The organism is Nautilia sp. (assembly GCF_053994455.1).
The window spans coordinates 1-14,377 of the sequence record NZ_JBMYAU010000042.1 but is presented as its reverse complement, the minus strand read 5'-3'; the positions used below and the strand labels follow the sequence as shown (position 1 = coordinate 14,377).

15 protein-coding genes are annotated in these 14,377 nt (G+C 37.2%); 4 read left to right on the top strand and 11 right to left on the bottom strand.

The genetic code is table 11. The features are described 5' to 3' along the window. Positions 1–107: 107 nt before the first annotated feature. From ACXJIE_RS02890 to ACXJIE_RS02875, 4 genes are read right to left on the bottom strand one after another with little or no spacing between them, the layout of a single operon-like run. Positions 108–845, bottom strand: a complete 738-nt coding sequence (locus tag ACXJIE_RS02890) for a 4-(cytidine 5'-diphospho)-2-C-methyl-D-erythritol kinase (protein WP_456479475.1) — start codon at positions 843–845, stop codon at positions 108–110. Further along, the gene (gene csrA, locus ACXJIE_RS02885; RefSeq protein WP_456479474.1) at positions 842–1,078 is read right to left on the bottom strand and encodes a carbon storage regulator CsrA; all 237 of its coding nucleotides are present in this window, start codon (positions 1,076–1,078) and stop codon (positions 842–844) included. The genes ACXJIE_RS02890 and csrA overlap by 4 nt, the downstream gene beginning before the upstream one ends. After that, positions 1,069–1,914 (bottom strand): pseudouridine synthase family protein, encoded by an 846-nt coding sequence (locus tag ACXJIE_RS02880; RefSeq protein WP_456479500.1) that lies wholly within the window; start codon positions 1,912–1,914, stop codon positions 1,069–1,071. Before ACXJIE_RS02880 ends, csrA begins: the two co-directional genes overlap by 10 nt. 46 nt (positions 1,915–1,960) lie before the next feature. Continuing rightward, a complete protein-coding gene (locus ACXJIE_RS02875; protein WP_456479473.1) occupies positions 1,961–3,958 on the bottom strand; it encodes an ATP-dependent helicase in 1,998 nt (665 codons plus the stop codon). A gap of 190 nt (positions 3,959–4,148) precedes the next feature. Between ACXJIE_RS02875 and ACXJIE_RS02870 the strand changes: the two genes are divergently transcribed. Then, positions 4,149–5,018: a LysR family transcriptional regulator gene (locus ACXJIE_RS02870; RefSeq protein WP_456479472.1), complete on the top strand. Its 870-nt coding sequence runs from the start codon at positions 4,149–4,151 to the stop codon at positions 5,016–5,018. Here the strand turns inward: ACXJIE_RS02870 and ACXJIE_RS02865 are convergent. Genes ACXJIE_RS02865 through ACXJIE_RS02855 form a run of 3 tightly spaced genes read right to left on the bottom strand, consistent with a single transcriptional unit; the run spans position 5,015 to position 7,752 of the window. Continuing rightward, positions 5,015–5,431 (bottom strand): hypothetical protein, encoded by a 417-nt coding sequence (locus ACXJIE_RS02865; protein ID WP_456479471.1) that lies wholly within the window; start codon positions 5,429–5,431, stop codon positions 5,015–5,017. The genes ACXJIE_RS02870 and ACXJIE_RS02865 overlap by 4 nt on opposite strands. Beyond that, positions 5,421–7,154 (bottom strand): M3 family oligoendopeptidase, encoded by a 1,734-nt coding sequence (locus ACXJIE_RS02860; protein WP_456479470.1) that lies wholly within the window; start codon positions 7,152–7,154, stop codon positions 5,421–5,423. The genes ACXJIE_RS02865 and ACXJIE_RS02860 overlap by 11 nt, the downstream gene beginning before the upstream one ends. A gap of 40 nt (positions 7,155–7,194) precedes the next feature. Continuing rightward, the gene (locus tag ACXJIE_RS02855; protein WP_456479469.1) at positions 7,195–7,752 is read right to left on the bottom strand and encodes an aminotransferase class IV; all 558 of its coding nucleotides are present in this window, start codon (positions 7,750–7,752) and stop codon (positions 7,195–7,197) included. A 92-nt stretch (positions 7,753–7,844) separates the two neighbouring features. Between ACXJIE_RS02855 and glnA the strand changes: the two genes are divergently transcribed. Then, positions 7,845–9,266 (top strand): type I glutamate--ammonia ligase, encoded by a 1,422-nt coding sequence (glnA, locus tag ACXJIE_RS02850; protein ID WP_456479468.1) that lies wholly within the window; start codon positions 7,845–7,847, stop codon positions 9,264–9,266. A gap of 53 nt (positions 9,267–9,319) precedes the next feature. Continuing rightward, positions 9,320–10,522: a GGDEF domain-containing response regulator gene (locus ACXJIE_RS02845; RefSeq protein ID WP_456479467.1), complete on the top strand. Its 1,203-nt coding sequence runs from the start codon at positions 9,320–9,322 to the stop codon at positions 10,520–10,522. Here the strand turns inward: ACXJIE_RS02845 and ACXJIE_RS02840 are convergent. From ACXJIE_RS02840 to ACXJIE_RS02825, 4 genes are all read right to left on the bottom strand, one after another. Then, entirely contained in the window at positions 10,515–11,456 is a 942-nt protein-coding gene (locus ACXJIE_RS02840) for an aminodeoxychorismate synthase component I (protein WP_456479466.1), read from the bottom strand. The genes ACXJIE_RS02845 and ACXJIE_RS02840 overlap by 8 nt on opposite strands. Continuing rightward, positions 11,446–12,330, bottom strand: coding sequence for an aspartate carbamoyltransferase catalytic subunit (locus ACXJIE_RS02835; protein ID WP_456479465.1), 885 nt, complete (start codon positions 12,328–12,330; stop codon positions 11,446–11,448). Before ACXJIE_RS02835 ends, ACXJIE_RS02840 begins: the two co-directional genes overlap by 11 nt. A gap of 147 nt (positions 12,331–12,477) precedes the next feature. Then, on the bottom strand, positions 12,478–13,380 hold the full coding sequence (gene cmoB / locus ACXJIE_RS02830; RefSeq protein WP_456479464.1) for a tRNA 5-methoxyuridine(34)/uridine 5-oxyacetic acid(34) synthase CmoB: 903 nt from the start codon (positions 13,378–13,380) through the stop codon (positions 12,478–12,480). Between the two features lie 17 nt (positions 13,381–13,397). Beyond that, positions 13,398–13,610 carry a hypothetical protein gene (locus ACXJIE_RS02825; protein WP_456479463.1) on the bottom strand — a complete coding sequence of 71 codons (213 nt, stop codon included), beginning with the start codon at positions 13,608–13,610 and terminating at the stop codon, positions 13,398–13,400. A 71-nt stretch (positions 13,611–13,681) separates the two neighbouring features. Here ACXJIE_RS02825 and ACXJIE_RS02820 point away from each other — a divergent pair. Further along, a partial coding sequence (locus ACXJIE_RS02820) for a M28 family peptidase (RefSeq protein ID WP_456479462.1) occupies positions 13,682–14,377 on the top strand: 696 nt, incomplete at its 3' end.

Here is a 14,377-nt window from a genome sequence, read left to right as displayed (position 1 = left end):
TGTAATTGTTTAGAGGAGTTATTATAACAGAAAAAATGAACATTTATTCAAAATTTGTTAAATTTTAATTAATTATAATTTTTTTTTATATTAAATTTAAGAGGAAATTAACATACTTTAAAAAAACTGCTTCCGCTTCCTGTAAAAAAACCCATATCCGTATATTTATATAAATCCGGACATATACTTAAAGCGGGCCGGAGCAAATCGTTAAGTTCCGAAGGAGTGTGCGATTTTAAAAGTTCCAAAGAGGTTTTTTTGTCAAAATCGGTGTCTTTCGGATTAAAAAACCTTTCCTTATACGTCTTGTACACATCCGGCGTCGAACATTCTATAGGAGGGGTGAACACTTCTATATCAGGAGTTTTTTCATCGTATTTTTCAACGATATCACCCCTTCCGTAAACATTTGCGCTGTCGTAGTCGTAAATGAAAAAAGGAACGTCGCTTCCTATTTTTTTACCAATTTCGGCGAGCTGTTTTTTTGAAAGGCCGAAACCCCCCATTTCGTTTACCAATTTCAAAAATGCGGCCGCATCGCTGCTTCCCCCTCCAAGGCCCGCCATTTCGGGAATGTTTTTATGTATTTTTATTTCTTTTCCTATAAACCATTTCTTAACGTCCGGATAAGCCCTCGTAAGTTCGATATAGGCGCGGAATACGCTGTTATCCCTGAGCGCGCAGTTTATATCCCCAATAATGTTGAATTTTTCACCTTCCGTTATTTCTATTACGTCGTATAAATTTTTAACTTTCACAAACCTTGATTTTATTAAATGGTAAAAACCGTCGTGATCCACTATTTTTAAAAAAATATTTACTTTCGCATATGCTTTTATTTTCACTTTTCACCTTTGAATATGTTTGATATGTCTTTTAATATGTCGATATCCACTTCTTTTACGGCTTTTTTGTTTTCGGCTGTGATCTGTTCTATCAGTTCGCTTCTTAATATGGTTATGTCCCTCGGTGCGTCAATGCCTATTTTTACCTGGTTTTTATCCACCGAAACCACCGTTATTTCTATGTTGTCGCCGATTTTTATTTTTTCGTTTATCTTCCTTGATATTACAAGCATAACTCAATCCTGTTCAATACGTAAGATACGTTTTTGTCTTCTATTTTTATAATAGCAAAATATTTACCGTATTTTACAAAATATGTGCCGTTTTTTTGAATTTTGAAATCGTCCGCCAAGAGTTTTTTGCCTAAAAACAGGTTTTCACTCTCTTTAAGGTAGAAATTTTCTTCCAAATCCAGATATTCAAGAGGGTTTAAAAACTTTTCGCATTCATAGTGAAACTCGCCTTCATTTATCCTTTCAAGATATGTTAATGCACCGTCAACACCTAATTTCTGGGCTATATCGAATCCGAGACTTCTTATATAGGTGCCTTCACTGACACTTGCTTTAAAAGTAATAAAAGGATGGGAATAGTTAATCAGTTCAATGTCGAATATTTCAATGTCAATCTCTTTTTCTAAATATACGTTTTGAGATATATTATCCTCCATTCTCAATTCTACATTCTCAATTAAGTTGTAGGCTCTTTGCCCGTTTATTCTTTTTGCGCTGTATTTCGGAGGAAGCTGTTTTTGTTTTCCTAAAAAACTTTTTAATGTTTTATTTATATCTTCTTTTGTAAAAGGGGGCAGGTTTTCGGTTTTTTCTATTTTTTCAATGTCAAGGGTAGGGGAATACGCTCCGAGCATAAGGGTTGCAATATAGGTTTTAGGGGTTTTTTTTAAAAATCTGAAAAGTCTGGTGTATTGTCCGCCCGCAATAATCAGACATCCGCATGCGAACGGATCAAGCGTTCCGGAAAACCCCATTTTTTTTATGCCGTACTTTCTTTTAAGAGTGTTTAAAAATTTGTTCGAACTTATGTACATTGGCTTATTAGCAACAAACATAATATTTTTGCAATTCTCAATTCTCAATTCTCAGTTCTCCATTTAATTAAGCTTTTTCCACAAAATCACTCAGAATTTCCCTCACGTTGTGCCCGAAATCAATTTTGAGTTTTGTTTTGTTTCCGGCTTTGTTTATTCCTAAAATTCTTCCGGTTCCGAAAACCTTGTGTTTTACGAGACCTCCTACTTTAAACGCGCCTTTGCTCGGGGCTTCTTTAAGGTTCACTCTTTCCCCTTTTATAAGGGATGCTTCCGTTAAAAAGCGGCTTTTCGACACCCTGCTTCTTTGGCCTCTTATGTATCTGCTTTGAACGTAAGAGAGGGTGAGCTCTTTTTTAGCCCTTGTGATTGCGACGTATGCTAAGCGTCTCTCCTCTTCTATGTCGGCGTCGTTTAAAGGGAAAAATCCTTCTTCAAGCCCTATAACGAAGAGATGTTCGAATTCGAGCCCTTTGCTTGCGTGTATGGTCATTACGTTAATCATTTCGTCCGTAATTTTGTCTTGGTCGCTTTCAAGTGAAAGTTCGTTTAAAAACTCCCTTAAACTAAGATCCTTTCTTTCTCTCATCATTCCGTAAAACTCTTCGACATTTCTTCTTTTATCCTCGTCTTTGTAGCTTGTGCTCAGTTCAATCGTTTTTTCGATGGTTTCGGGCAGCTCTTCAATCGGAAGTGAACTTAAAAACTCAATTGTTTTTTCTAATTCCTTAAGTGTTTTAGCCGCTTTTTTACTCAAAAAGCAAAGATCGCTTTGCCGGATGAATTCGAGAAACGGCGTTTCCCCCTTTTTTTCTTCAAGTTTTAGAAGGGTTGTCTTTCCTATTCCCCGTTTGGGTTTGTTAACGATCCTTTTAAATGAATAGTCGTCGTTCGGATTTACTAAAATTCTTAAATAACTTATCAGATCTTTAATTTCCTCCCTTTCGTAAAACCTCATTCCGCCTACGAGTTTGTATGTTATGCCGTAGCTTCTCAAACCGTCTTCAATAGAGCGGGAAAGGGCGTTTATTCTGTAAAGTATTGCTATTTCTTTTGGGTTGACCCCGCTGTTTATGAGGTTTTTTATTTTTTTTGCAATGGTCTCCGCCTCCGCAACTTCGTTATAGCTTGAGAGCAGTTCTATTTCTTTTCCGTCTCCTAAGACGGATTTGAGTTTTTTGTCGTATCTGTGTTTGTTAAAACTTATAAGTGAATTTGCCGCTTTTAATATCTGGTTTGTCGAGCGGTAGTTCGTTTCGAGTTTTATAACCTCGGCGTTGAATTCTTTTTCGAAATTGAGTATGTTTTTATGGTTTGCGCCCCTGAATCCGTAAATGGACTGGTCGTCGTCTCCTACGACGCAGATATTGTTGTGGGTTTTGCACAGTTTTTTTAATAAAAGCAGCTGGATTTCGTTTGTATCCTGATATTCGTCAACCATTATATATTGGTATTTTTCCGAAATTTCCCTGCACAAATCGTCGTTTTCTTCAAGTATGGTGTATGTCAGAAGCAGCAGGTCGTCGAAATCCACAAGGTTGTTTTCCAAAAGGTATTTTTGGTATTTGTCATATATGTAGGCGAGTTTTTTATAGGTGGTGTCCTTTGCAAGAGAATAAACCTCATCGGCATTTAAAAAAGAGTTTTTGTATTTGCTGATTTCTTTGCTTACGAAAGAAAGGGGCAGATCGTTGGAAATCGATTTTAATATTTTTTTTTGGTCGTCCGCATCGATAATAACGAAAGTGTTTTTTCTGTCCAAAAGATGAATGTACAGTTTCAAAAACATAAGTCCGAATTTATGGAAGGTGGAAAGCAAAGGGGGGTAAGGGATGTTTCCGCGGAGCATTTTAAGCGCCCTTTCTCTCATTTCACCTGCCGCTTTGTTTGTAAACGTCAGTGTCAGCGTGTTTGCCGGATCTATGCCGAGGCTTAAGAGGTAGGTGAGCCTTGTGGTGATTGTTTTCGTTTTTCCGCTTCCCGCTCCCGCTAATATCAAAAGCGCCCCGTCGATATGGGTCGCCGCTTTTTTTTGTTCTTCGTTGAGTTCGTTCAAAAAGTCCATTTTCCCGCTTTTTTATATTTATTATATCAAAAAGTGCGAAAAAATTTAAATCCGTTTTAAAACGGTGTTTAATCGGTCCTTTGTGTAACATAAAAAATAAATATATGAAAAAATTATAAATAATTTGTTTTATTATAATTTTTAGTTATAATTCTTATTATTAAAATTTAAATTACATAAGAGGAGTGAAATGGTAATAAAATACCTTGACAAAATATACACTTTTCTTGTTATAAACAGGGAAAGCAGTTTTTCTAAAGCGAGCAAGGCTCTGGGCATTTCACAGCCGGCCGTAACTCAGCAGATAAGAATACTTGAGGATTTTTTGGGTGTGAGTCTTTTCGAACGTAAAAAAAACGGGGTTATTTTAACGAAAGAAGGGCAGACGTTTTTAATATACGCAAAAGAATTCGAAAAATTTTTAAGCGGTTTTGAAAAGAAATTGGAAGAGTTCAGAAACGCCGATACGCCGTTTTTAATAGGTGCATCTCCCACTGTTGGGAATTATAACCTTCCGGAATGTATCAAATATTTCAAAAGTCTTATTAACCGGGAGATAAACCTTGTTATAAAAAATAACGACGCTCTGTTCGAAGATGTTGAAAAAAAAGCGGTGGATATGGCTTTCGTTACGAAAAAGAAAAACAACGGCCTGAATTATGTGGAATGGATAGAGGACGAACTTGTTGTGTTTTCCAACAAGCCTCTGCCTCCGAGTATCGATCTTGAAGATTTGAAACATTATAAAATGATTTGCCGTGAACCCGATTCTTCGACGAGGGAGTTTATAAAAAAGGCTTTTGAAGAGTTCGAATTCGCATGCGATACTTTAAACGTAATAAGCGTGGTTCACAATTCAACCGCTTTAAAATATACCGTAATGAGCTCGGGCGAACAGGTCGTTTCGATAATTTCCAAGATGGTAATCAAAGACGAACTCAGAGACAAAAAACTGTTTATGGCGAAAATAAAGGGAATGAACCTTAAAAGAAAAACATATATCGTCTATAAGGAAAAAACGAAGGATATTGAGGCGATTTTAAATTTCGTCAGAAATTAGGTTTTTATAAATTTCCTGTTTCTCGGATTTGCTGCAAACGGGTTTTTGGGTTTTTCCTCTTTCGGAAGCGTTCCCGCGGGATTTATAAAAAGAGGCACTTCGTTTTCGGTTATCTGTATTATGTTGGATATGGGGACGGTTACCACGCTTCCTATGTTTTCTTCCCCGAACCCTGCTTCGAACACGAAATTTTCATCCGATATGTGGGCGCTTTGCAGGGTGTAATTGGCAATTGCGAATATTATCACGTCCGTAAAGTGTTTTGTTATGTTTTCGGGCAGTTCGGGGTCGAAACCGATTGCGGGAAGATGGGCGAGTATGGAAAAAGGTTCGTCCCTTTCAAGCAGAAGCGTTAAAATTTCTTTTGCGTGTTTTTCCTTGATGTTTCTAAAAACGGGGAGGTTAATTATCATTTTTGTCCTTTAATTCTTTAAATTCTTTTAACATTTCCTCTATTGCCGCAATACCTTCTTTCCAGAAATTTTCATCTTCGATATTAAGTCCGAACATTTCCAGTTGTTTTTTCGGAGGTATGCTTCCGCCCTGGGATAAAAATTTTATGTATTTTTCCTCGAAATTTTTAAATCCTTTTTTGTAAAGTTTATATAATGTAAGTACTAAAAGCTGTGCGTAGGAATATGCGTAACAATAAAAAGGCGAATGGATAAAGTGGGGAATGTAGCTCCACCATATTTCGTAATTTTTAGTCAGTATTACGCTTTCTTCAAACATTTTTTCGTTTTCTTCCATCCATATCCTGTTGTAGCCTTCCGGTTTTAACTCCTCTTTGTTGTGAACCCTTCTTTCGAAATTGGTAAAAACGATCTGTCTGAAAAGCGTTGCGAATATGTCTTCTAATTTTCCTGCGTAAATTTCTAAAAGCTCGTTTTTACAAAGTGATTTTTTCATTTCTTCAAAAAGAAGCATTTCCGCGAAAATACTTGCGGTTTCCGCCGTCGTAAGAGGGGTGTCCTGGTTTAGGTATCCCACGTTTTTTGAGAGATACTGGTGAACGGCGTGCCCGAGTTCGTGTGCGAGGGTGAAAACGTCCCTTCTTTGTTTGGTGTAGTTGAGTAAAATGTACGGATGCGCATAAGGTGTGGCCGAATGGGAAAACGCCCCGCCTCTTTTTCCGCTTTTAGGGTAAACGTCAATCCATTTTTCGTCAAAGGCTTTTTTTGCTATTTCGTAAAATTTAGGGGAGAAGTTTTTAAAACTGTTCAGTACCATCTCTTTGGCTTCTTCGAACGAAACGGAACCGTTTTTTTCCGTAAGTTTTAAAGGGGCGTATCTGTCGTAATCGAACAGTCTTTCGTAACCTAAAAGCTCTTTTTTTAAAATGTAATACTCTTTGACTATATGCATATTTTCATTAACCGTTTTTATAAGAGCGTCGACACTTTTTCGTGTTACTTTGTTGCTGAGGTGTCTCGGCTCCTCCACGTTTTCATATCCCCTTATTTCAACAAAATCTATTTTCCAGTCTTTTTTTACCTGGTTGTAAATGTATGCGAAGAGGTTTTGATGGGATTTTAACCCCAGTGTAAGCGATACCTGGGCTTTTTTCCTTTCGTTTCTGTCGGTTGAATAAAGTCTGCTTAAAACTTCTTCCTCGCTTAAAAATTTGCCTTTAAAGAAAAATTTAAGAGAGCTTATGTGCTCGTCGAACAGCCTGCTGAACGCACTGCCGCTTGTGAGGTCTTTTTTCATCAGGATTTTTTCTTCTTTTTCGCTGAGTTTGTACGGCGCCTCTTCTTGGAGGTGAATTAAATAATATTTGTAAACCCCGGCGTTATCTATGAATTTCTGCTGTTTGTCTATGGGAAGGTATATAAACTCGAGTTCAAACCATATGAGGTGCTCTTCGGCTTTGTTGGCGATTTCCTGAAATTTCGCAAGCACGACGCCTTTTGATGTGTCGGTTGCAAATTCGAGATAAGCGTATGTGAGGGATCTCCCTATGTTTTCGAGTATTTCTTCGTATTCTTTTAAAATTGAAACGAATTCGTCGCTTCCGAGCGTATAAAGTCTGTTTTTATATTTTTTTTCGAATTCCAGCGCTTTAAATTCGGCCTGTTTTAAAAATTCTTCCGCAGCGTTTAACGAACTGAAAAGCGGTGTTAAATCCCAGGTCATATCAATCCTTTTTAAATATTTGTCAAATCTTTTCGAGGGTTTACAAAATTATATCAAAATCATCTGTTACAAAAAAACCTAAAACGGCGTTAATCAATGCGATTTTTGAAAAACGTCCGAGTTCTTTTGGTGTAATTTCTTTTTCCATCAAAACGCCTTTTCGGATCAGTTCCTCTCTTTTTGTTCCTTTAAGTAAAGGTGTTTTCGGTGTAAACCACTCTTTTCCGTCAAAAAAGGCTAAGTTTGAAATTGTTGTATCCGTTACAAGCCCGTTTTTAGCGATTATTACTTCATCAAACCCCCGGATTTTCAGTGCATTCAGTTTTTGTCTGTCGGCGTATTTGTATGAGTAGTCTATGTTTGAATGAACGATTTTGAATTTTTTAAATTCTCTTTTTTCAATTTCGAAATATTCGACTTTTTCTATATTTTCCGAATAAGTGATTCTAACCCTTTTGTTGGGTTTGAATGTAATATAATTTTTCAGATCAATCGGCTCTGATTTGAAAAAATCGTATCTTGTTTTATTCATTCGCTTGTTGTGAAGATCTAAGTTTTCAATTTTGTCAGTTATTAAAACTGTTTCGATAAACTTCATTTTCTCTCCGTTGATTAAAATTTATACAGTTTTTTTTGATTTTGCTTTTTTAACTTGGTTATAATTATTTCAAATTTTTAAAAGGAGAGCAAATGGAAGTAAAAGAGTTTTTACAGGAATGTAAACAAAAAGAAATAGAATTTGTTGATTTCAGATTTACGGATATTAAAGGTGTATGGCATCACGTTACATATGATATCGACAGCCTTGATGAAGAGGTTTTAAGAAACGGTCTGCCGTTTGACGGTAGTTCAATTCCTGCATGGCAGCCGATTAACGAATCGGATATGATATTAAAACCGGATTTGAAAATAGGAACCCATTTTGTAGATCCGTTTACCGCAGATCCTACTATGGTGGTATTTTGTGATGTTTTCAATACAGACGGAACGCCTTATGAAAAATGTCCGAGAAGCATCGCAAAAAGAGCGCTTGAATATATGAGTGAGCAGGGGATTGCAGATGTTGCGTATTTCGGACCTGAAAATGAATTTTTCGTATTTGACAACGTAATTATCAAAGATGAAATCAATGCTCAGTGTTATGAAGTTGATTCAAGCGAAGGTATCTGGAATGATTATGCGGATTGGGGAGATGAATTAAACATCGGTCACAGACCAAGAACAAAAGGAGGATATTTCCCTGTACCGCCGGTTGATTCTATGATGGATTTAAGAGCCGAAATGGTGAAAGTTTTAAAAGAAGTGGGACTTGAAACGTTCGTTGTACACCACGAAGTTGCTCAGGCTCAGGGTGAAATCGGTGTTAAATTCGGAACTTTAATTGAAGCTGCTGATAATGTTCAAAAACTTAAATATGTGGTAAAAATGGTGGCTCACCTAAACGGGAAAACCGCAACATTTATGCCAAAACCTTTATATGGTGACAACGGAAACGGAATGCATACGCACATCTCTTTATGGAAAGACGGAGAAAACTTGTTTTATGGTGACGGATATGCAAATTTAAGCAAAATGGGGCTTAACTTTATAGGAGGTGTTTTAAAACACGCTCAGGCTGTTGCGGCGTTTACCAACGCATCTACTAATTCATATAAAAGACTTATTCCTGGATTTGAGGCTCCTTCAATTCTTACATATTCTGCTAAAAACAGAAGTGCAAGCTGTAGAATTCCTTGGGGGTCCGGTAAAAAATCAGTAAGGGCTGAATTTAGATTTCCTGACAGTTCAGCATGTCCTTACCTTGCATTTACGGCTCTATTAATGGCGGGGCTTGACGGAATTAAAAATGAAATTGACCCTGGTGAGCCGATGGAGATCGATCTATTTGAACTAACTCTTGATGAAATCAGGGAGAAAGGTATCAAACAGATGCCTCATACTCTAAGAGAAGCTGTTGAAGCAATGCTTAAAGACAAAGAGCTTTTCAAACAGGGTAATGTAATGAGTGAAGAATTTATTCAAACATATCAGCATTACAAATTCGAAACAGAAATCTGGCCGTGGGAAGGAAGACCGCATCCTTACGAATTCGTAACAACTTTTTCTTGTTAATTCCTCTTTCTTCCCCTTTTTTGATATAATAAGTTCTCTTAAAAGGGGATAATATGAAAATATTGATTATCGAGGACAACCTTTTATACAGGAAACTGCTTGAAAAAAATATAAACAAATATCTTTTTTTCGCCACGTGTAAAAGCGTGACCTCTTTTAACGAAATGATTAACCTGTCCGATTTGGAAAATTATGATCTTTATCTGTGTGATTATATCCTCCCTGACGCTTTCAAAGGGGAACAAATAGATTTTCTTTTAAAATTCACTTCCGATATTATCGTTATGACTCAGTTTGAAAAAGAGTTTATCAGATATCATCACAGAGATAAAATTATCGATTTTATAGTAAAAGACGATTATCATACCATAGATTATCTTATACGTTTTGTAAAAAGACTTTACAGAAACAGAAAAATTAACCTTCTTATGCTTGATGAAAAAAGCGAGCTTTTATATATAAAAAAGAACATACTTACGAAAATCAACCTGAACGTGTTTGAAGCCACCGATGCAAAAACGGCACTTAAGATTCTGGAGGATATAAAAATAGACATAGTAATTACGGATTTGGACATATCCGGGTTTAACGGGCAGGATTTTATCATATCGGTGAGGGAGAAATATAATATGGCCGAACTGCCGGTGATAGTGCTTTCTTCGGAAACGGTTACGAACAGATTTTTAAAAACCCTTAAGCTCGGAGCCAACGACTTTTTGAAAAAACCTTTTTTAAAAGAAGAGCTGATACTTCGGGTAAATAACCTGCTTGAAATATACGAAAGTGTTAAAAGAGTTAAAAAGCAGGTAAAAATGGATCCGCTTACGGGCTCTTACAACAGAATGTTTTTAGAAGATAATCTCGAAAACGTTTTCAATCTTACGGAATATAAAAGCATAGCCATGCTCGATATAGATTTTTTTAAAAAAATAAACGATACATACGGTCACCAGACGGGTGATGAGATATTAAAACATTTTGTAAAAACAATAAAAAACACCATTAGAAAATCCGACTATGTTATCAGATACGGCGGTGAGGAGTTTCTGCTTTATATGCCAGACACTACAAAGGAAGAGGCTATGATAGTGCTTTACAAAATCAAAAAAAACCTTCTGCCGTACAAAAATATATATTATACCTTTTCCGCCGGTATAGCCAATGAAGGTGAAACGCTTGCCGAAATGGTCAAAAAAGCCGATGAAAGGCTGTACAGGGCTAAAAAATCCGGAAGAAACAAAATAGTGGTTAAATAGGAATGTACACTTTTTTTACCATCTCTTCGTATTCGTAAAAAACTTCGCTGTCAATAGTGATTCCTCCTCCGCTTTTATAAATGTAAAAAGGGGAGTTTGAAACGGAAGGCTTCGGTTTTTCTATATATCTTATTATAACCGCGCTCTCAAGGAATGTTTTTTCATCCGTTATGCCGAATACGCCCGTATAAAAGCCTCTTTCATAGTTTTCCGCTTTTTTTATGGTTTCGACCGTTTTTTTCTTGGGTGTGCCTGTAACGGATCCGGCGGGCAGCATTTTTTTTATAAGCTCCGTCCAGTTGTATTGCCAGTTTTTAGGAAGGGTTGCTTCAATTTCGCTGCTTACCTGCAAAAGCTCTTTTTCTCCGGCTTTTATTTTATCTATAAAACGGAATCTGTTTACTTTTACGTTTTTTGCGATTATGCCGAGATCGTTTCTTAAAAGGTCGACTACCATCGTGTGTTCGGCGCGCTCTTTTATATCCGAGAGGATTTTTTCTTTTGCGTCGGGGACGGAGGCGTCTATCGTTCCTTTCATAGGGTATGTGTAAATACGGTTGTTTTTTATTCTGACGAACCTTTCGGGGGAGAAACAGACGAATTTGTCTTTAAAATATAGTTTAAAAGGCGCTTTTGAAGATTTAAAAATGTCGATTAATGTACAGTCTGTCATAATTTCCGTAGGAAAGGTGAGATTTAAAAGATATGTGTTTCCTTTTTTTATCTCTTCCGTTACAAAATCGAAGGCTTTTTTGTATCTCTCAAACGAGACGGGCGTTTTTTTTGTAATTTTGCATTTTTTTTGGGATGTGAAATTATGGTTTTTATGCCCGGGAAATGAAAAATATACATTTTCTAATTTGTCTGCATCTTCAATATAGGCGTTTGAGTTGAAATCGATTAAGAAAAATTTCAATTTCGTGTTATTTTTCATTTTTCCTCAAAAGATATTTTAATATTGCCATTCTTACCGCCACGCCGTTTCTGACCTGTTCGAGCACAAGGCATCTTTCATCCTCCATTACGGCGTCGTCTAAGTCTATATTGCGGTGTACGGGCCCCGGGTGCATAATTAAAATATTTTTATCCCCTATTATTTTTTTTGTAACTTTGAAATTTTCGGCGTAGTCTTCTAAAGATGAAAATGTCGGGTTTTTATGTCTTTCTGTCTGTGTTCTTAAACTTATGAGAGCATCGGCGAAATCAACCGCCTCTTTCAGGCTGTGTGTTGTCGGTATGTGGGTTTTGGGCAGAAACTGCGGGGGGCCTACGAGGAGCACTTTCGCTCCGAATCTTGTAAACAGTTCTATATCGCTGTTGGCGACTCTGGAATTTCTGATATCTCCCACAATGGCGATTTTTTTGCCCTTTAAATTTCCCCATTTTCGCATTAACGTAAAAAGGTCGAGCAGCCCCTGGGTGGGGTGCTGGTGAGCGCCGTCTCCGGCGTTGATAATGGAACATTTTACGTATTTTGAAAGAATTTCGGGAACTCCCGCACGGTTGTGTCTTACAACTATGGCATCCGGAGCCATTGCGTCGAGATTGGCGGCGGTGTCGAAAAGGGTTTCCCCTTTGGATGTGGAACTTCTTGCTACGTCAAGGTTTATTACGTCGGCTCCTAATCTTTTTGCGGCTATTTCGAAACTGCTTCTCGTCCGTGTCGAATTTTCAAAAAAAATGTTTATAACAAGCTTTCCGTTTAAATCGTCTCTTTTTTTAAAATCGAGAAAATCACGGGCGTCTGAGAATATTCGTAATATTTCCTCCCTGCTTAAATCCTTCGTATGGGTTAAATGTTTTGACATTTAATTCCTTTTTTGTATAATTTTACTATATTTCAAAAAAAAAGGAGAAAAAATGGGATTCGGAACAATTTTAGCGGCTTCATTCATTACCACGTTTGCATTCATAGGACTGGTATATTACTTTATGATGAACGCGGGAGCGGAAGCTTAATTTTTAAGCTTTAAATACACTCGAAGGGGCGGGGGGTAGCCTTCGACCGTTTTTGTCAAATCCTCGCTCAGGAAACTGTCGAGACTTTCGCCTTTAATCCATTCCGTTTTACGCTGTTCTTTTAAATCGGTGTATTTTTGCCCTATATATTCTACATCTTTAAATTTAGCTTTTTCTATCCAGTTGTAAAGGGCTTTTAAAGTGGGAACGAAATAAACGTTTTTCATTTTTTGATATCTCAGCGGACAGAGGGCAGTTTCCCCTTCGCCTTCGATAATAAGCGTGTCGAGAATAATTTCACCGCCGGGATTGAGCCCCTTTTTCAGCTCTTTTAGCATTGTAATAGGATCAGGCCTGTGATATAGCACCCCGAGACAGAAAATCGTGTCGAATTTTTCGGGATAGTGGGGTATGTGCTCCACGCCGAGGAGTTTATATTTTATACCGCTTTTTACAAAGCCGTTTATGAATTCGAATTGTAAATTGAAAAGTGCGCTCGGATCGAATCCCGTTATGTTTTTCGGGTTCATCTCAAGCATTCTGAACATATAATAGCCGTTGTTACATCCGACGTCGAGCACGTTTTTGTTTTCTAAATTTATAAACGGTTTGATTATGTTCCATTTTATATAGCTTCTCCATTCGCTGTCTATAAACAGATTGTTGATTTTAAAAGGTCCTTTTCTCCATGGTTTTAACATTTTTGCAATTTCTTCGATTTCATCGAGTTTTTCTTTATTGCCTTCGATTGATATTTCTATGATATCGTCCAGTTTTACGTTTTTAACGTCCGATTTTTCATTTTTAATTTTCCAGCGTTTTATTTTTTCGTATATCGGTTTTATGTTTTTCCATCCGAACCATTTTTCCCTCTCTTTAAGTATATCGTTTATATTCATAACACGCCTTTGTTATTTTATTCGCAGTCGAGACAGACTGCGGGGAGTTCCTGTTTTTTCTGTTTTTTTGAATCGAAATTATACACGTTGTTTTCACATTTTTCGTGGTATACGCCGTAATAATCGTAATATTCTTTGCAGTCGGGATAGTATTTTAAAGAAATTCCCTCTTTATTGACGCAGCCCGTGAAAAAAATTGGTATTATAATGAAGAATGTGAAATTTTTCATTCGAGGCCTTTTTGTTAATTATAGCAAAAGGTTTGGGATCGGATAAAGAGAAAATGTAAAAAAGGCGGGAAATGAAAGAAATCATGGAAATTTTTAAAAATATCGCAAAGATCCCCCATTGCAGCGGGGATACGGAAAAACTTAGGGAGTTTATAATCGGTTGGATTAAAAGCAGCGGTTACACGTACGAAACGGACGGCGCAGGAAACATACTCGCTTATAAAAAAAGTCCCGTTTTGGCGCTTCAAAGCCATTACGATATGGTTTGCGTAGGCAGGGCGCCAGATATAGAGATTGTTGAAAAAAACGGCTGGCTGATGGCCGAAAACTCGTCTTTGGGCGCCGACAACGGTATAGGGGTCGCCGTGATGCTTTATATGATGAAAAAATACGACAATTTGGAATTTTTGTTTACCAACGACGAAGAAATAGGCCTTGTAGGGGCTTTTAACCTTGAGCTTGATATAAAGAGCAAATATCTTTTAAACCTTGACAGCGAGGATGAAAATATTTACATCGGATGTGCCGGAGGGGTGGACGTAAAAGTCAGATACCCTGTGGAATATGAAAAATTTACGGGATTTTGTGCCGATATGAAAATTGAAAACCTTCCCGGCGGTCACAGCGGTGTAGATATTGATAAAGCTATACCGAATGCAATTGTCGAAATGGTCCACAGGGTAAAAAATATTTGTTCCCTAAAAGGAGGGGAAAGGAGAAATTCAATTCCTGCTAATGCATATGCAAAAGTCAATTTTGCAAGCAAA

Coding starts and splice junctions, on each gene's coding strand:
- ACXJIE_RS02865 (WP_456479471.1), bottom strand. CDS start 5,431: ATGATAATTAACCTCCCCGTTTTTAGAAACATCAAGGAAAAACACGCA.
- ACXJIE_RS02845 (WP_456479467.1), top strand. CDS start 9,320: ATGAAAATATTGATTATCGAGGACAACCTTTTATACAGGAAACTGCTT.
- ACXJIE_RS02840 (WP_456479466.1), bottom strand. CDS start 11,456: ATGAAAAATAACACGAAATTGAAATTTTTCTTAATCGATTTCAACTCA.
- ACXJIE_RS02855 (WP_456479469.1), bottom strand. CDS start 7,752: ATGAAGTTTATCGAAACAGTTTTAATAACTGACAAAATTGAAAACTTA.
- ACXJIE_RS02835 (WP_456479465.1), bottom strand. CDS start 12,330: ATGTCAAAACATTTAACCCATACGAAGGATTTAAGCAGGGAGGAAATA.
- cmoB (WP_456479464.1), bottom strand. CDS start 13,380: ATGAATATAAACGATATACTTAAAGAGAGGGAAAAATGGTTCGGATGG.
- ACXJIE_RS02880 (WP_456479500.1), bottom strand. CDS start 1,914: ATGTTTGTTGCTAATAAGCCAATGTACATAAGTTCGAACAAATTTTTA.
- ACXJIE_RS02860 (WP_456479470.1), bottom strand. CDS start 7,154: ATGACCTGGGATTTAACACCGCTTTTCAGTTCGTTAAACGCTGCGGAA.
- csrA (WP_456479474.1), bottom strand. CDS start 1,078: ATGCTTGTAATATCAAGGAAGATAAACGAAAAAATAAAAATCGGCGAC.
- ACXJIE_RS02825 (WP_456479463.1), bottom strand. CDS start 13,610: ATGAAAAATTTCACATTCTTCATTATAATACCAATTTTTTTCACGGGC.
- ACXJIE_RS02870 (WP_456479472.1), top strand. CDS start 4,149: ATGGTAATAAAATACCTTGACAAAATATACACTTTTCTTGTTATAAAC.
- glnA (WP_456479468.1), top strand. CDS start 7,845: ATGGAAGTAAAAGAGTTTTTACAGGAATGTAAACAAAAAGAAATAGAA.
- ACXJIE_RS02875 (WP_456479473.1), bottom strand. CDS start 3,958: ATGGACTTTTTGAACGAACTCAACGAAGAACAAAAAAAAGCGGCGACC.